Here is an 18,942-nt window from a genome sequence, read left to right as displayed (position 1 = left end):
ATATTTAAATTTTTAGAAAAGATAATCTAATTACATCAGTGTGCATAATATTTATATGCACAGCAAAAATAAAATCCCACAAACAACATTATTTATTGTTTGTGGGATTTTTATTTAAGATAGGTGATTAACTATTCAAGCCCAAGCACCATTCGTCCATTTTTTGTTGCTACATTAATTACATTATCTAAATCAGTATAACGACATCCGGTCACTAACAATTTAAGTTCTTCCCACATATTACCAGTTGAAAATGGTAACATATAGTCACTCACGTTATCAGTACCAATAGCAACAGGAATACCAGCAGCAGCTAGTTCATCTACGGGGGTGAGTGAGTTACGAGTAGGGCCTTGTTCTTCACGGCGTGGGCTATCGATCCAAGCAAATGGGCAGGCAATTATCATCATTTTTGCTTCTTTCATTTTTTTATAGAGTTTTTGGCGATATTCTAAACTGTGGGCTGTGATCGAAATGCTATGAATAGCAACAACGCGACCATGCATACCATGTTCAAGGGTTTTATCGGTAAGCTGTTCCGTTTCGATCTCATCTTGAGAATTAAACTGGTCAACATGTACATGCACCATTTTTCCTAATGATTTACCTGTTTGCATTAGCACATCAAGATGTTTCAGTCCCATTCCTTCACCATGATCGCGCTCATCACGACGTGGTAAACCACCAATAATATCAACTAAATCAGCGCCTTTATCGAACCAATAACGAGCTTCTTTATCGATAACGCCTTTAAGTGTCTGATTGACTAATTTTATAGTGATGTCATTTTTATAGGTTTCGCGTGCTCTTAACGCCCCTCTAATTGCCCGTTCTTGAGCGATAGGGTCAATATCAACAAACGATCCCATTGCACTCACCCCTTGCTCAATCATCCGTTCAACCGCCATACTAAAATGGCGATAGTAATCATCTTCGCTCATTGATGCTTTGACTTTATCTAATGTATCCCATTTTTCAATTAAGGTCTGTTTTTGATAGACATCAAAACTATCAACCGAAATAGTAAAAGCACGATCGGCATGCATATGAGCATTAACCCATCCGCCATTTTGTTTAATTTTATTCATTAAATAGGCTTTTAAACTTTGGTCTCTTGTGGTTAATAACATGTTTTTATGTTCAATCATAATGTGTGCCTCTACAATGCAATCATTTTAAATAAAGTGGATAAAATCGAGCGCAATAGGCAAAAAAAATCCCCCAAAAAGGAGGATAAAAGTAATATCAATAATTTTAGTGATTAGGATTATTGATTTACAAGTGTTCATTGCGCTTATACCTTATCGATTAAAAATTGCAGAAATTCTAACCAAAATATTTTTAATAGCAAGTACTATAATTGATAAAATATATAAATAAATGAAATGGTTAAAGTATTATTTTTTAGATTTTCTACTAACAAAAAAGCGTTCAATAAATACAAATTATCCATAAAATAAAAAATTAAATGATAACTTGTTATTTAATAATAATAATTGAGCGTCACAAAAATGAGATTATTTATCTCATTATTCTGCTTTGGATTATTCGTAATACCAAGCGTATACTGTGCTAACCAATTATTTTGAAATATAGGATAGTTAACATGAGCCAATTAAATATCGTTGCCACAATCACCGTTAAACCAGAATTTTATGATGCATTTCAACCAATATTTAAACGATTAGTCGCAGGTAGTAGAGCCGAAGCAGGTTGCGTGCGCTATGAACTTAATCAAAGTATTGATAACCCTAATATTTTTGTTGTGATCGAAACATGGGCTTCACAACAGGCCATTGATTTTCACAATACAACGCCTCATTTTGTCGAATTTGCCAACTTTGCTAAAGATCACGTTGATGGGTTAGAAATTAATATAGTTAAACAAATCATGTAGCTTAAAAGTTGATTATGATAGTTAGTGACTTCAGGTTAACTATCATGTTTATTAATCAAAGAGTTCGATTTTTACACTTCGTGAATCACTTCGCCCCAAGTCATCAAGCACTAATATTTTGAACGTTCCGCTTTGTGTTGGGATCCAGCTAATTGCCTTTCGGGGATCGGTTTGCCCAATAAAACTGTCATTGACAAACCAATAAAGTGTTTTAACATCGCCATCACTATTAGCGGTAAAACTAATTTGTTCATTTTTTTGTTTTGTTGTTCTAAATTGATAAACCACATTTTTGAGTGGTGAAGTTATTTTGGGTGGTTCACCTACATAATTTTGTGATGAACGGCAATGTTTTGTTGAGGGTGGCACTTTTTTCGGGATACCTGCTTTAGCAAAAATAGCGGCTAAATCGGACGGCCAATATTCAAAAACAGCTAAGTGAGATGTCGTTAAATCATAAGGTGGACAAACCGCTTTACCTGTTTGATTATCGACCATAACAGGTCTGAAAATAGTATCAGGATTAATAGGAGAAACCCCAGGAATAAACCACGTTTTACCTTTTGCTTTACACCATTGGGTCAGTAAATTGCCACTGGTTAGGCAAATATCAATGCGTTTTAAATTTGGCGGTAATGGACGATTAGGGGAACGCACGTTAGGATAATAAGCATTAATACTATCAACGATATTGAAAAAGAGTGGTGTGGCAGCATCGACACCTACAAAGGCATTATTACCACTACCATCAAAATTGCCAAGCCAAACCACCATAGCATAGTGTCCAAAAGTCCCTGCAGTCCAAGCATCACGAAAGCCCCATGAAGTACCCGTCTTCCAAGCAACAGGGACTACATTTTTTTGCATTTTGCTCAGCACATCTTGTGGACGGGTATTTTGTTTTAACATATCGATAGTCATAAATGCCGCTTGTGGGCTTAACAACTTTTCCGGTTCGGGAAGTGTTTCTGATTCGGTAAATTGTAGTGGTTGCCAGCGTCCCTCATTAGCTAGCATGGCATATAAGCCGACTAATTCTTGCTGGCTCACTTCACCGCCCCCCAACACTAAAGACAAGCCATAATGCGCTTCATCGGCGAGCTTTTGGATATGGGCGTTGACTAAAAATTGGTAAAAAGTGGGATTATTCAATTTTGATGCAACCCATACCGCAGGAATATTACGGCTATGAATTAACGCATCGGTAGCCGAAATAGGACCACGAAAGTTGCGATCAAAATTTTCGGGGGTGTATGAACCAAAATCGGTTGCTACATCTTTTAAAATGGTACGGGGATGCAAAACACCTTGATCAATGCCAAGCGCATAAATAAACGGTTTAAGCGTAGAGCCGGGTGAACGTTTGGCAAGTGTACCGTTCACTTGACCTTGAATTGAATTATCAAAATAATTAGCCGATCCGATCAGCGCTTTAACCTTCATTGTTTGGGTATCAACCAAAATCACAGAGGCATTATTAATGCCTTTCAAACGATTGCGCTCGATGAACGCGTTGACTTGACGATGGATGATTTTTTGCAGATTGCTGTCTAATGTGGTTTTGACTTCTTGGGTTTGGTCGTTTTTCTGGTGAATGATTTGATTCACAAAATGGGGCGCCACAAAGGGCACTTGTTCTGGTTGACGTAAAACCAACTTTTGCGAAAAAAGCGCCGCAATATGGCTATCAACATGATATTTTTCTTGCCAACGATCAAATAATTGATTTCTTGCTTTAACTAATGCTTTACCTGCAAATCCTGTTTTACGATCAACCCGATAGGTTGGGGATTGAGGTAAAACCACCAGCGTTAATGCTTCGGGCAAATTAACTTGCGCAGGTGGTTTATTAAAGTAAATAAATGATGCGGCGCCAACGCTTTCAATATTGCGTCCAAAAGGCGCATAATTTAAATAAGCCTCTAAAATATCATGCTTGGAATACATCAGTTCTAACTGAATTGCTCTAGCTATTTGATGCAATTTACCACCAATAGTTCTAGTATTTAACCGCCAATGCATGCGTGCCAGTTGCATGGTGATTGTGGATGCGCCTTGACGATTGCCTCCAGTCAAATAAGTTGCGCCAAAAGCGCGCATCAAACTAAATGGATTAACACCAATATGATAATAAAACCACTGATCTTCGTGCAGTAACAAGCCATTAACAATATCGGGCGAAATATCTTCTAAAGGCGTCCATAAACGATAACGATCATCATTGGCTAATGTCATGCGAATTAACTGGTCACTGTCATCATAATAGCGCTTTGAAAAGCTTAGTGATTCTGAAAGTGGGGGATGTGGATATAAACGAATAGCAAAAATTGTAATAAATAACAGCAACAAAGCCATTAACTTATTTTGATGACGAACAATAAACCTGATCATATTTAGTTAATAGTCCAAAATGCTAGGCATGTTAGCAAAAACTGCCACCCATGCATTCACATCGGTGGCAGTTTACTTACATTTTTTCAACCGTCTTAATACCTAACATATCAAGACCAATTTTCAGTGTTTTCGCTGTTAAACAAGCCAATTTCAAGCGGCTTTGCTTCAAGCTTTCGCTGTCGGCTGTTAAAATAGGGCAGTTTTCATAAAAACTTGAAAACAGCGTCGCGATTTCATAAAGATAAGCACAAAGTACATGCGGCGTACCTTCCCTTGCTACGGTTGAAATTGTTTCGTCAAATTGAATTAAACGAGTTGCTAAGGCACGCTCTTTATCGGTTTCTAAACTAATATTACCTGTTAAGCTGTCTTCGGCAATATTTGATTTTTTAAATATTGATAACACACGGGTATAAGCATATTGTAAATAAGGTGCGGTATTGCCTTCAAATGACAACATATTATCCCAATCAAAAACATAATCGGTGGTGCGATTTTTAGAAAGATCGGCATATTTAACTGCACCGATAGCCACTGCATCGACGATTTCGGCAAGCTCGCTTTCAGTTAAGTCAGGATTTTTGCTACGAATTAATGTTGTCGCACGTTCACAAGCCTCGTCTAGCAAATCATTTAATTTAACAGTATCGCCAGAACGTGTTTTAAATGGCTTACCATCTTTACCTAGCATCATGCCAAACATATGGTGCTCAAGTTTTAATGATTCTGGCACATACTTGGCTTTATGAATAATTGTCCAAACTTGCTCCAAATGCTGATGTTGGCGAGAGTCAGTATAATAAAGAATACGATCAGCGTGTAACGTTTCGTAACGGTATTTTGCGCAAGCAATATCGGTTGTAGCGTAAAGATAACCACCATCCCGTTTTTGGATGATAACACCCATCGGCTCACCTTCTTTGTTTTTATACTCATCTAAAAACACAACAATCGCGCCTTCGCTTTCAACGGCTAGCCCTTTTTGTTTTAAATCGGCAACAATACTCGGTAGCATACTGTTATAGATGCTTTCGCCCATGGTGTCTTCAAGCGATAACGTAACATTTAAACGTTTATAAGTGGCAATATTTTGCGTCATGGTAATATCAACCAACTTACGCCACATATCGCGACAATACTCATCACCGCCTTGTAGTTTTACTACATAATTACGGGCTTTTTCGGCAAACACTTCGTCTTCGTCATAATGTTTTTTGGCAGAGCGGTAGAAGGATTCTAAATCAGATAGCGCCATATCATTGGCATGCTCATTTTGCATCTTTTCAAGATAGGCAATTAACATACCAAATTGTGTTCCCCAATCACCAACATGATTGGCACGAATAACGTTATGCCCTAAAAACGATAAAACGCGAACGCTAGCATCACCAATAATGGTTGAACGCAAGTGCCCGACATGCATCTCTTTGGCGACATTAGGTGCAGAATAATCAACCACAATGGTTTGTGGCTTGGTTGGTAAAGTAATATTGAGTTTATTACTACCTAAAGCAACTTCATTTTGCTTAGCAATCCAGCTATTTTTTAAAAAGATATTGATAAAGCCTGGACCTGCAATTTCAACTTTTTCGGCGATATCGTCAATATCTAAATGTTGTAAAACCGCTTGAGCAAGCTCCCGAGGCGGCATTCCGAGTTTTTTGGCAACAGCCATAATGCCATTCGCTTGGTAATCACCAAATTGTGCTTTAGCTGATTGCTTAATTAGAGCGTCGCAGTTTTTATCTGCACCCGCCATAATCATCGCTTGCGAAACACGTTGCGTTAATAATTGTTGAATATTCACACTAAACCTAATCTATTTTCTAAAATGGCTAATATTATACCGAGAAAGTGACGAATTGTCACTGATTGGATGTGATGGAATATTTTTTTTATTTAAAAACAAAATAAAAAACTAAAATAAAATCAATATGTTTTCTGACAGTTTTATCTGAAATTTGGGAGGGTTGTTTGGGGTAATAGCATGTAGTTAGTGTAGAAATTTTGCGTGTTTGTAGTTTTAGTGATTAAAATAACTCTATCAACCATATCTGAGTTATAGAATTTGTCATAATTTCCTAACGAAGACGTGCTCATTATAACTATTTTGAACATCCAAACAACAAACGTTCGCCCTCCCCATAGCCAAACCATTCTACCCACCAAAACAAAAAGGGTAGGTTATTTTTCATCAAAAATCGGTCAGAAAAGGTATTGATTTTATTTAAGTTTTTATTTGGTGGTTTTTAGTCAAAAAACACCACCAAAACCGTTTTCCAAGACACGCCACCAAAAGCTTAATCCTCGTAATTAATAAAATTTTACAAATATTTAACAAAAAAAGTAGCGCATTATTACTCAAACGGTTATAATTCAAGCGCTTTTAAAGCAATGAAATGCTCTCTAATTGAGCAGTCAATTATAAAAAACTGAAATAAAACAAAAATTTACTTGACAGGATAATCGAAATGCGCTATCATAATCGGCATCTGGCATCTGGCATCTGGCCTGCCAAACTTACGCCCTAAATCTTTTTCAATTTCACCGTAGTCGAAATCAGACACAGTTCTTATTTTTATCATCAAAGTTATCGAGCTTTGCGTCCTCGTTGGTCTTCGTGGCATTTTTCTTATTGTCATATACGCAGGTTTCTTTTGCATTAACTGCGCATACATCAAGAGTAATCGAAGGTAGTGCGCCATATTTTACGTATGATGGGAGTCAGATTAAGGTAACTTCAACGGATATTTTATTGTCTATTAAGTTGAGTGATGGTCGAGTAATCACGCCATCGACTAATACATCAAGTGCGACAAATCCGATAATATTACCAATAGCGAGTGGTTTGGATAATATAAGAACGGTAGTTCCATCACCAGCTAGTTCAGTGAGTTTTAGTGATTTAGTGAGTAGATATATAAATTGGGATGATGATGATGGAGATGGATGGAGTAATGGAAATGGGCGAGGTCTAGTTACTGCAACGGCATCAGGAGGGAGTATATCGGTGAGTTTTACTGATAAGGATGGTCGTACAGTAGCTCCTTCTGTTGCATTAAATAAATGTAAGGCTCCTTATAGGGTAACCTTAAATAGTACAGGGGGTTATTTACAAACACCGTACGGAATTCCTAATAGAACCAATTATAGTGGTGGTACAGTGACGTATTATGTCGAACCGTATAGTGGTTCAGTTATTTGTCACGTAAGGCCGAATTTGTTGTTGGGTGGCACAACTGGTATTGTTTCTAACGACAGTCCTCGTTACGCCGACTCAGCTAACATATGGAGTCCTACAGAGGGTTTTTTAACTCAGTCAACGAATCCATTATCTTACGACCAAAATTTTCCGACAACGGGTGCAGATGGATTGTATTTTGATTTAGATTTGCCTAGAGGAGTAGATGGAAGTCAGTTGACGTGGTCTCCGGTCTCGCGTGGTGGGATAACAGCTACAGTAGAATGGGTAAGACCAAACAGTAGTGATAATTGGATTAGAGATAAAAACTGGCATGTAACGAGGGTAACATTACATGGTCCTAGAGCAAGTGATGCTCAAAAACAGTCAGCTAATCCTGGTCCACTTAGTAAGCCAAATTTACCGCAGACATTTGAGTTAGTGGGTAGGGATGGTCTTGGTAATGTGGTTAAATATGGGTTTAAATTACAGAAGTGGTTTGTCGGTGGTCAGAGTGGGGAGCATTATAATGTATTAACTTGGTGTGGAGGTTTGGGGTATCGTTTTGTTAAGGGCCGTGATTTGACTAATGCGTGTAAAAATGGCCCACGACCTAATGCTTGTGGCGCAAGTCTTAGTTCAGGTAGTAATTATTACAGGCGTCGAATAGGTGCAGGATTTTTCACGGAGTGGGGCATCATGTATGATTACGCCGGTGCTGGCTTCTCCGAAACAAGGTACATTGTAAGTGAGCTTGCAGAAGGTCGCTCATACTACGTCAACACGTTTGTCGCCCCGAACAACGGTAGCTTTTCATTCGCCATGTCCAACGCGGGAAGAGGCTCGGCTGTTTGCGTAGTACCTTAGCTTTTATTCCTTAATCCTTAGTACTTAGGCCATGGGGGATGGTGTAGATAAAGGACAATCTAACAAAGACCAGCACCCCGCACAGTTGGCGTGCTAAGTAGTTAAAAATGCACGCCAAGCGGTTTTGCTATTTAATAGCAAAACCGTTTCCTTCAATTTAAAAGACTAATCAATATTCGCAAACTTATGGCTTTGCACACTCAAAAGCCATTTATTATCAAAGCGATCTTTGTTGATTTTCCCCAATAGTTCAATGGTTTCAAACATATTAAACGCACCATCTTTTTCGCACGGTGAAAGGTAATAGCGTTTGGCGTGAATTTGAGTTTCGATATATTGGCAAAAAGGGATAAAATCAGCATGATTTTCGGCAACAATCCGCACTTCATTGGCAGTAGGTTGTGCTATTTTTTGATAGCGTGACTGATAACAAAACTTAGGGCTAAGAGCTATATAATCTATAAGCGGATCAACTTTGCCAAGTCCATTACTTTCAATGGCAATAAAATAACCCGCATTTTTTAATGGTACAAGCAATTGAGGTAATGCTTTAACCATAGTGGGTTCGCCGCCAGTAATGATAATGTTTTTGCTGTTATATTCACTCACTTTAGCAAGCAGTGTATCTAACGTAAACCGGGTAAATTGGCGGAAATTAGTATCACACCAAGCACAATTTAAATTGCACCCAGCAAAACGGATAAAAACAGCAGGCATGCCTGTATTATAACCTTCGCCCTGTAAAGATTCGAAGATTTCAACGATGCGAAATTCGATCATTTTGGGCTCCGATGATATTCACAATACGAAGTTGGCGTTTCCCATAATTTGATCATCGAAACAGGCAAATATTGAGACAGGCGATCAAAGATAAATTTGCTCATTCCTTCGGCAGTAGTTCGGCATGGAAAGGCAAAAATTTTGCGCTCCATTTCTTGTAGTAATGTGGCGATACGGCGCTCATTTGGGTTATTTTGGTTGTAAAGATAAGCGTGATCCAGTGGATCAATAATATGCTGTTTAACAATCATTTTTAGATCAGCATAATCCATGACCATGTCTTGACTTGAACCATTATCGATAAGGTCACCGCTAATTTCGACTAATAAGCGATAAGTATGACCATGCAGATTGTGGCACTTTTTATTGTGCCCATCTAGCATATGACAGGCGTCAAATTGAAACTCTTTAGCTATTTTAAACATTTTATATTCCTAGTTTTTTTACGTGGGATGGGTTACGAACCACGGTTAGCTAACCTAACAAAATAAAGGCGCTAATATAATAGATAAAAGCTGAGTTGTCATCTTGCAAGTTTTATTAAAACAACATTGAGTGGTAATTGATTGAATTGCGGTGACCTTTATTTTTGACGCTAGTGAAGCTTTAAATACTTGCTGATCTTGCTACATAAATTTTATAAAAAATATTGTGGATTTACTCTTGAAATTTAGATTGCAACACACATTTAGATCACATGCAAATGGGTTGAATGTGTTAAGCATTGAATCCAAATCTATTGCTCAGGAGATAAATACTATGAGGTTAGATAAATTAACAAACAAGTTTCAACAAGCTTTAGCTGATGCGCAGTCAATGGCGTTAGGTAAGGACAATCAATATATAGAGCCTGTGCATGTACTATTAGCCATGCTTAAGCAAGAAGGTAGCAGTGTAACGCCATTATTGACTACTGCTGGTGCAAATGTCGCTGTTTTACAACAAGAATTAACGCAAGCCGTTGATCGATTACCCCAAGTTCAAGGTGTGGGGGGCGATGTTATGCCATCGCAAGAGTTTGTTCGTGTATTAAATCTATGCGACAAATTATCCCAAAAAAATGGCGATAGTTATATATCATCAGAACTCTTTATATTAGCTGCTTTAGAAGACAAAGGTAGCTTAAGTGATATTCTTAAAAGATCAGGCGTCAATAAAGACAAATTTAGCCAAGCAGTCAATCAAGTAAGAGGTAGCGATAACGTGAACGACCCTAATGCAGAAGATCAACGTGGTGCACTTAAAAAATATACCATTGATTTAACTCAACGAGCAGAACAAGGTAAGCTTGATCCTGTTATTGGTCGTGATGAAGAAATTCGCCGAACAATTCAGGTATTACAACGCCGTACTAAAAATAATCCGGTATTAATTGGTGAACCAGGCGTGGGTAAAACCGCCATTGTGGAAGGTTTAGCTCAACGTATTGTTAACCGCGAAGTACCTGAAGGATTGCGGAATAAACGTGTGTTATCATTAGACATGGGTGCATTAATTGCGGGCGCTAAATATCGTGGTGAATTTGAAGAACGGTTAAAAGCCGTGCTTAAAGACTTAGCAAAAGAAGAAGGTCGCATTATATTGTTCATCGACGAAATCCATACCATGGTTGGTGCAGGTAAAAGCGATGGTGCAATGGATGCCGGTAATATGCTAAAACCTGCATTAGCGCGTGGAGAATTGCACTGCGTGGGCGCAACAACGCTTGATGAATATCGTCAATATATCGAAAAAGATCCGGCATTAGAACGTCGTTTCCAAAAAGTCTATGTTGCCGAGCCAACAGTTGAAGATACTATTGCTATTTTGCGTGGATTAAAAGAACGTTATGAACTGCATCACCATGTACAAATTACCGATCCGGCAATTGTGGCTGCGGCAACGCTATCGCATCGTTATATTTCAGATCGCATGTTACCTGACAAGGCAATTGACTTAATTGACGAAGCTGCATCAAGCATTCGTATGCAAATGGATTCCAAACCAGAATCTTTAGATCGACTTGAAAGGCGCATAATTCAACTTAAACTTGAACAACAAGCGCTTAAAAAAGAGTCTGACGATGCCAGTAAAAAACGACTTGAGATGTTAAACGATGAACTTTCTGAAAAAGAAAAGGAATATGCATCACTTGAAGAAGAATGGAAATCAGAAAAGGCAGCTGTTTCGGGCACGCAAAGCATCAAAGCTGAGCTAGAAAAAGCGCGTACTGAAATAGAGCAAGCACGTCGAGCTGGCGACTTGAGCAAAATGTCTGAATTACAATACGGCAAAATCCCAGAGCTCGAAAAGAAACTGGCTTCAGCAACTCAGTTAGAAGGCAAAACCATGAAGTTATTGCGTAACAAAGTGACCGATAACGAAATTGCCGAAGTGCTATCTAAAGCGACAGGTATTCCGGTTTCTAGAATGCTTGAGAGCGAAAAAGACAAACTATTACATATGGAAGATGCTTTGCATAAACGTGTCATTGGCCAAAATGAAGCGGTATTAGCGGTTGCTAATGCGATTCGCCGTAGCCGAGCAGGGCTTTCTGATCCAAATAGACCAATTGGATCGTTCCTATTCTTAGGACCAACAGGGGTAGGTAAAACCGAGCTTTGCAAATCACTGGCTAACTTTATGTTTGATAGCGAAGATGCTATGGTGCGTATAGATATGTCAGAGTTTATGGAAAAACACTCTGTTGCTCGCTTAATTGGTGCACCTCCGGGTTATGTTGGTTATGAAGAAGGTGGATACTTAACAGAAGCAGTTAGACGTCGACCTTATTCAGTTATTTTACTTGACGAAGTCGAAAAAGCGCATCCAGATGTCTTTAATATCTTACTGCAAGTTCTGGATGATGGACGCTTAACCGATGGCCAAGGTCGCACGGTTGATTTTCGTAATACCGTCATAATTATGACATCAAACTTAGGCTCTGATCTAATTCAAGGTCAAGTTGAGTTAAGTTATGACGAAATGAAAGCGCTAGTGATGACAGTCGTTGCTAAACACTTTAGACCAGAATTTATCAATCGTATTGACGAAACAGTGGTCTTCCATCCACTCGGTCAAGAAAATATCAAAGCGATTGCAAAAATTCAATTAGCACATGTTGAAAAACGTTTAGATGAACGTGGTTACCAATTGGATATCTCGGATGCGGCGTTGGAACAACTTGCTAAAGTCGGCTTCGACCCAATTTATGGAGCAAGACCACTAAAACGAGCGATCCAACAAGAGATCGAAAACCCATTGGCACAGCAAATACTGTCTGGCAAACTAGTTCCGGGTAAAACCATTCATCTAGATTTAGTTGGCGACAACATCGAAGCTAAACAGTAATTAACCATCAAACAACAAACCGGCCTTTGTGGTCGGTTTTTTTATGCCACTAAAATAAACACCATAACAACCGTCTGAAAATAAAAATAACTTTAATTTTTTATATAAAAAACAATTGCTTTAATTTATAATTAAAAAAATCAGGATAGGATATTTAGGTGTCTAATGAACCATAACTACAAATTTACCGTGCACGCTGCAGATAAAGGCTTTTCCACTTTTATCCAAATGTTATTTCTTCTATTTGTGTTTATCATACCAACAGCAATTTTTATTTATCTTCTATTAACTTGTACTTCAAAAAATTGGATGGTGCCAGTAGGCATCTGTGTTGGGTATCTCATAATCACCGCGGCGGCTTTTCGATTAGGCTTTTATCTTACAGTAAAAAAACAGCAAGAAAATCTACAAATCAGCATTGATGAACACAACCTAACCCTATCATCTGAAATACGACCAACAACGGTAATCCCACTACAACGAATCCACATCTTCTTTATCCATACTCTTGACTCTATTAAATTGGATTGTATCCGTATCAAATTAAATATTGAAAATATTGGCGATAAAGACACAATACTTGATTTTTCTATTGAACAAAAACCATCATCAAGCACCGAAATCAAAGATAACTTTCTAGCTTTTCAACAGTTTATTGATATCTTTTATAAAAATGTCATCGAAAACAAATTTGAATTAATTGCAAGGGAAGTTGGCGAACCGGTTCCTGATTCAGAAAAAAAGATTTATGCAAGAAAGTAACGTTTGTATAAAAATATAAATAGAGTAAGAAAAGAAAACCACCAATAGAAAATATTTATGGCATTAATTTAATGGTATTTTTTATTATTTTAATGAAAAATTAATCGCTTATACAATCTAGACAAAGTGCCGCTTTCTAACAATAGGTCAAACTATGGACAAAACGCCTTAATAATTGCCATTTAATCATCCAAAAAGTGGTCAGAAAAGGTATTGATTTTATTCAAGTTTTTATTTTGATGTTTTTAAGCTAAATCAATCACTTACACAGCCTAAACAAAGCGCCAGCATATAGCAAATCAACAAAACCACGAATAGAGCACTTTAATAACAACTATTCAATCACCAAAAAATCGGTTAAAAAGGCATTAATTTTATTAAATTTTATTTGGTTTTTTTATTCAAAAAACATCACTAAAACCATTCCCCAAAACACACCACCAAAGCTCAACCTTATGCGCTTAACAAAATTTTACAAAAATAAGCTGTTCTTTATTTTGTGGCAGAATACAATCTTTCGTCCGGACAAAAGTCCTTATTGTTAAGTGACAATCCTGAAATTCCCATAAAAAATTTATTTAAAAGGTAGGTTGTTATGCATTGTAATTACTCGGTGTATCTTTTGGGGTATCAAAGTTGCAGTTATCGAGCTTATTGAACTCGTCGAGTTTATCGGTAAGGCTATCGCCGATTTCCAAATTGTTATCTAAATTCTCGTTATTATCAACATCCGCATTGTTCTTCGTGGCATTGTTCTTATTATCATATACACAGGGCTCTATGGCATTAACGACATATACATCAAAGTATATTGAGGGTACTCCTCCATATTTAACCTTTGATGGGGGTCGGACAAAGGTAACAGACACAGACAGTTTGTTGTCTATTAGGTTACAGGATGGTCGAGTTATTACGCCATCAACTAATCCATCAAGTTCAGCAAATCCAATAATATTGCCGTATGTGGGGAGTAACTTAGGTCATATAGAAATGGTCGTTCCGTCGTCACAGAGTTCAATTAGTATAAATGATTTGGTTGTTCAGGGTAATTGGGGAGATGATGATGGAGATGGACAGGGTACAAGTGGTGTTACCTCATCGGGGAATATATCGGTATCGTTTACGGATAAGGATGGCAATACTGTTAATCGTAGTGATGCATTGGATATATGTAATGCTCCTTATAGGGTAAGGTTAGTAAGTACAGAAGGAAGTTTAACTACTCAGTATGGGGTGCCAAGGAGTAGTAGTTTTAGTGGGGCTACGGTGGATTATTATATTAATCCGTATGACGGTGTTCCTCGTGTTTGTTACGCACAGCCGAATTTGTTATATGGTGGTACTACTATCGTTCCTAATAATAACCCTATCATTCCTCATGATAGGCCTCGCTATGCAGGTCCTGCCAACATATGGAGTCCTGTTAAGGGTTTTTTAGTTCAGTCAATGAGTTCATCATCTTACGATCGAAACTTTCCGACAACGGGTGCTGATGGGTTGTATTTTGATTTAGATATAGGTGGGGTTGATGCAAGTCAGTTGACGTGGTCTGTTGTCACGAATGGTAGTATAAGAGCAACGGTGAGTTGGAGGCTGCCAAACCGAGGTGCATACGAAGATGAATGGATTACTGATAAATCAAAATATGTAACACGGGTAACGTTAAGAGGTCCTAGGGCTGATAGTTCTCAGATAAGTTCAACAAATCCTAGTCCTTTAACTGTACCATCTTTGCCGCAGACCTTTGAGTTGGTGGGTAGGGATAGCCGTGGTAATGAGGTGAAGTATGGATTTGTGTTAAAGCAGTGGTTCGTCCATCGGGGTTATGAACAGTATCAACCGTCTCATCAAATATCTTGGTGTAGTCGTTTGGGTTATCGTCTTGCTAGGGTAAGTGATTTAACCAATTCAGTCAGAACTAGTCCTTTTCCTATTTCTGGCGCAACTCCTCGTTCATCTGGTAATTATTACCAGCGTCACATAGGTGCTGGGTTTTTCACGGAGTGGGGCTGCATGTACCCCTACCCTGGTGCTGGCATCGTCAACGACTACTACTGGACGAGTGACGTAATAGATGGCAAATACTTCGGTGTCGACTCGTACTACGGCTTCATCGGCACCCATAACTACCTCGACGACTACTATGCTGTTTGTACCACACCTTAGTTTTTATATCTTAGTCCTTAATCTTTGGGTTGCGGGGGCGGTTATGGTACAAATAGAGGATAATCTATCAAAGAATAAAGCCCCGCGTAAGTTGGGGCATTTCCCCTTAGGGCTGCGCTGTTGCTGCGAAGCCACAATCGTGCCGCCCCCCGCCGCCCACGCTGAAAGCGTGGTTGGAAATCTTAGTGATTACGCTGTGGCGGTTTAAATTCGTGGTTTATTTATAGTACGGAAAGGTTTCGGGTGTGGTCACTATAGTTATTTTATACACCAAAGGTTAAAACGCCTGAAACCACTATTCCATTCACCGAAATAAAAAAACTTATTTTTCACCAAAACAGATCGGAAAATATATTGATTTTATTAATGTTTTTGTTTTGGTGTTTTTTATTCAAAAAACACCACCAAAACCATTTCTCAAAACAGACCAATAATAGCTCAATCTCACCATTAACAAAAATTTACAAAATTTTAACAAAAAAAAGTAGCCATTATTAATCAGCCGATTATAATTTAAGCGGCTTTAAAGCAAGGGAATGCTCATTAGTTGAGCGGTTAATTGTAAAAATATAAATAAAACAAAAGATTACTTGACATGATAACTGAGATGCGCTACCATTATTTGGCAACTGGCAACTGGCAACTGGCAACTGGCAACTGGCAACTGGCAACTGGCAACTGGCAACTGGCAACTGGCAACTGGCAACTGGCAACTGGCAACTGGCAACTGGCAACTGGCAACTGGCAACTGGCAACTGGCAACTGGCAACTGGCAACTGGCAACTGGCCGGCCAAACCTATGCTCTAAATCTTTTTCAATTTCACTGTAGTCGAAATCAGACTCAATTCTTATTTTTATCACCGAAGTTATCGAGCTTAGCGAACTCGCCGAGTTTATCGGCAGGGCTATCTACAAGGCCGAGGCACTTACCTTGTCTATCTAAACTACCAAACTTACTTAGATTATTTAGATTAACTAAATTATTGTTGTTCTTCGTGCCATTGTTTTTGTTGTCATATACACAGAGTTCTATGGCATTAACGGCATCTACATCAAGGTATATTGAGGGTAGTGCGCCATATTTAACGTTTGACGGTGGTCGGACAAGGACAACCTCAACGGATGGCTTCTTGTTTATTAAGTTGCGGGATGGCACAAGGTTCACACCGTCAACCAATCTATCAAGCTCAATAACTCCAATAGTTTTGCCTTATGTAGGTAGTACTTTGGGTGATATAGAGACATTGGTTCCGTCATCGGAGAGTTGGGTGAGTTTAAATGATTTAGTCACTAGGTATAATTATTGGCGTGATGATGATGGAGATGAGCTGGCTGCAAATGGTGTATCAGGGAGTATATCGGTATGGTTTACGGATAAGGATGGGAATACTGTTAATCGTAGTGATGTATTGGATATGTGTAATGCTCCTTATAGGGTAATGTTAAGTAGTACTGATGGTTATTTACAAACGCGGTACGGGGTTCCTAATAGGACTAATTTTAGCGGTCAGACGGTGACATATTATATCAATCCGTATGGTAGTCCTGTTGCTTGTTACGCAAGGCCGAATCTTAAATATGGCACAGACGATTTCACCGGCCTATCTAACATATGGTCTCGTACAAAGGGTTTTTTAACTCAGTCAAATGATTCATCATCTTACGACCGAAACTTTCCAACTACAGGTGCTGATGGATTGTATTTTGATTTAGACATAGGTGGAGTCGATGTAAGTCAGTTGACGTGGTCTCCGGTCACTCGTGGTGGAGTAACGGCTACAGTGACAAGTGTTACACCTAGCGATAGATGGATTTCTGGTGCTGATAGAGGAAAAGTTGTCGCACGTGTTAAGTTAAGTGGTCCTAGAGCTGATAATACTCAGATAAATACAAGTAATCCTAGTCCGCTTACTCCGTTGCCTTTGCCACAGACGTTTGAATTAGTCGGTAGGGATAGTAGGAATAATGTGGTGGTTAAATATGGATTTGTGTTAAAGCAGTGGTTCATCCATCGGGGTAATAAAAACGCTAGTCAGTCTGACCAAATATCTTGGTGTAGTCGTTTGGGTTATCGTGCGCCAGAGGTTAAGGATTTAACTAATGCGGTTTGTTCTGGTTGGCATTCAGGATTTTGGTGTCGAGGCGCAGTAGGTGCCACGCCGTCGTCTAGTAATAATCATTACAAGCGTCACATAGGTGCTGGTTTTTTCACGGAGTGGGGCATCCTTTACAACTACGCTGATGCGGGCTTTGGTGACAACATCTACTGGACGAGCGATGCTTCAGGTGGCAATAGCTTCACTGTTGCTTGGAACCTCGGCGACATTAACAGCTTCAGTGCCGGCTACAGCCTTTATGGCCTTTGTACCACACCTTAGCTTTTATATCTTAGTCCTTAATCCTTGGGCCGCGGGGGCGGTTATGGTGCAAATAGAGGATAATCTAACAAAGAATAAAGCCCCCGTGTAAGTTGGGAGCATTTTCCCTTAGGGGTGCGTTGTCGCGGTGAAGCTACAATCGCGCCGTTCCCCCCGCCGCCAACGCTGAAAGCGTGGTTGAAAATCTTAGTGATTACGCTGTGGCGGTTTAAATTCGCGGTCTATTTATAGTACGGAAAGGTTTCGGGCGTGGTCATTATAGTTATTTTATACACCAAAGGTCAAAACGCCCGAAACCACTAACCCTAATCCATTCCATTCACCGAAATAAAAAAGCTTATTTTTCACTAAAACAGGTCGGTAAATATATTGATTTTATTAATTTTTTTGTTTTGATTTTTTTTATTCAAAAAAACACCACCAAAACCATTTCCCAAAACCGACCAATAATAGTTCAACCTCATCGTTAACAAAAATTTACAAAATTTTAACAAAAAAAAGTGGCCATTATCAATCAGCCGATTATAATTTAAGCGGCTTTAAAGCAAGGGAATGCTCATTAGTTGAGCGGTTAACTGTAAAAAACCAAATAAAACAAAAGATTACTTGACATGATAACTGAGATGCGCTACCATTATTTGGCAATTGGTAACTGGCAGCTGACCGGCCAAACCTACGCCCTAAATCTTTTTCAATTTTACTGTAGTTTAAATCAGACTCAATTCTTATTTTTATCACCGAGATCGAGGTGCTTATCTTTTCTATCTAAATTATCAAACTTACTTAGATTATTTAGATTAACTAAATCATTGTTGTTCTTCGTGCCATTGTTTTTGTTGCCTTATACACAGTACTCTATGGCATTAACGGCGTCTACATCAAGGTATATTGAGGGTAGTGCGCCGTATTTAACGTTTGATGGTGGCCAAACAAGGGCTACTTCAACGGATAGTTTGTTGGCTATTAAGTTGCAGGATGGCCAAGTCATCATGCCGTCTACGAATACATCAAGTGTATCAAATCCAATAAGATTACCTTATGTAGGGAATACTCTGGGTCATATAGATATGATAGTCCCATCATCAGTGAATTCAGTGAGTATAAGTGATTTGGTCACTAGGTATAATTATTGGCGTGATGATGATGGAGATGAGCCGGCTGTAAATGGTGTAGCGGGGTATATATC

At 38.7% G+C, this 18,942-nt stretch carries 13 protein-coding genes and 1 riboswitch; of the genes, 8 read left to right on the top strand and 5 right to left on the bottom strand.

Features of this window, described 5'->3' with window-relative positions:
- Positions 1-131: 131 nt before the first annotated feature.
- A complete protein-coding gene (locus tag ACYIAJ_RS05595) occupies positions 132-1,148 on the bottom strand; it encodes an amidohydrolase family protein (RefSeq protein WP_483564441.1) in 1,017 nt (338 codons plus the stop codon).
- 458 nt (positions 1,149-1,606) lie between these two features.
- Between ACYIAJ_RS05595 and ACYIAJ_RS05590 the strand changes: the two genes are divergently transcribed.
- Entirely contained in the window at positions 1,607-1,897 is a 291-nt protein-coding gene (locus ACYIAJ_RS05590) for a putative quinol monooxygenase (RefSeq protein WP_483560082.1), read from the top strand.
- Between the two features lie 51 nt (positions 1,898-1,948).
- On the opposite strand, the gene pbpC is transcribed toward ACYIAJ_RS05590, so the two are convergent.
- Positions 1,949-4,288 (bottom strand): penicillin-binding protein 1C, encoded by a 2,340-nt coding sequence (gene pbpC, locus ACYIAJ_RS05585; RefSeq protein ID WP_483564440.1) that lies wholly within the window; start codon positions 4,286-4,288, stop codon positions 1,949-1,951.
- A 76-nt stretch (positions 4,289-4,364) separates the two neighbouring features.
- Positions 4,365-6,098: an arginine--tRNA ligase gene (argS, locus tag ACYIAJ_RS05580; RefSeq protein ID WP_483564439.1), complete on the bottom strand. Its 1,734-nt coding sequence runs from the start codon at positions 6,096-6,098 to the stop codon at positions 4,365-4,367.
- Between the two features lie 828 nt (positions 6,099-6,926).
- On the opposite strand from argS, the gene ACYIAJ_RS05575 reads away from it, so the two are divergent.
- Positions 6,927-8,339: a hypothetical protein gene (locus ACYIAJ_RS05575; RefSeq protein WP_483564438.1), complete on the top strand. Its 1,413-nt coding sequence runs from the start codon at positions 6,927-6,929 to the stop codon at positions 8,337-8,339.
- Positions 8,340-8,504: 165 nt separating this feature from the next.
- Here ACYIAJ_RS05575 and ACYIAJ_RS05570 read toward each other — a convergent pair whose 3' ends face one another.
- The gene (locus ACYIAJ_RS05570; protein ID WP_483564437.1) at positions 8,505-9,119 is read right to left on the bottom strand and encodes a 7-carboxy-7-deazaguanine synthase QueE; all 615 of its coding nucleotides are present in this window, start codon (positions 9,117-9,119) and stop codon (positions 8,505-8,507) included.
- Positions 9,116-9,544, bottom strand: coding sequence for a 6-carboxytetrahydropterin synthase QueD (queD, locus tag ACYIAJ_RS05565; protein ID WP_483564436.1), 429 nt, complete (start codon positions 9,542-9,544; stop codon positions 9,116-9,118). The genes ACYIAJ_RS05570 and queD overlap by 4 nt, the downstream gene beginning before the upstream one ends.
- A gap of 3 nt (positions 9,545-9,547) precedes the next feature.
- Positions 9,548-9,593, bottom strand: a riboswitch (PreQ1 riboswitch).
- A gap of 285 nt (positions 9,594-9,878) precedes the next feature.
- Here queD and clpB point away from each other — a divergent pair.
- The 6 genes from clpB to ACYIAJ_RS05535 all read left to right on the top strand — a co-directional run.
- Positions 9,879-12,449, top strand: coding sequence for an ATP-dependent chaperone ClpB (gene clpB / locus ACYIAJ_RS05560; protein WP_483564435.1), 2,571 nt, complete (start codon positions 9,879-9,881; stop codon positions 12,447-12,449).
- A gap of 165 nt (positions 12,450-12,614) precedes the next feature.
- Entirely contained in the window at positions 12,615-13,211 is a 597-nt protein-coding gene (locus tag ACYIAJ_RS05555) for a hypothetical protein (RefSeq protein WP_483564434.1), read from the top strand.
- A gap of 780 nt (positions 13,212-13,991) precedes the next feature.
- Positions 13,992-15,377, top strand: a complete 1,386-nt coding sequence (locus tag ACYIAJ_RS05550) for a hypothetical protein (RefSeq protein ID WP_483564433.1) — start codon at positions 13,992-13,994, stop codon at positions 15,375-15,377.
- Positions 15,378-15,972: 595 nt separating this feature from the next.
- Positions 15,973-16,185, top strand: a complete 213-nt coding sequence (locus ACYIAJ_RS05545) for a hypothetical protein (protein ID WP_483564432.1) — start codon at positions 15,973-15,975, stop codon at positions 16,183-16,185.
- A 224-nt stretch (positions 16,186-16,409) separates the two neighbouring features.
- Positions 16,410-17,756, top strand: coding sequence for a hypothetical protein (locus ACYIAJ_RS05540; protein WP_483564431.1), 1,347 nt, complete (start codon positions 16,410-16,412; stop codon positions 17,754-17,756).
- A 611-nt stretch (positions 17,757-18,367) separates the two neighbouring features.
- The coding region (locus ACYIAJ_RS05535) for a hypothetical protein (RefSeq protein WP_483564430.1) at positions 18,368-18,942 on the top strand (575 nt) is incomplete at its 3' end.

The organism is Gilliamella sp. X-46 (assembly GCF_057063525.1).
The sequence above is the reverse complement of the archived record's forward strand: the minus strand, read 5'-3'. Positions and strand labels throughout refer to the sequence as shown.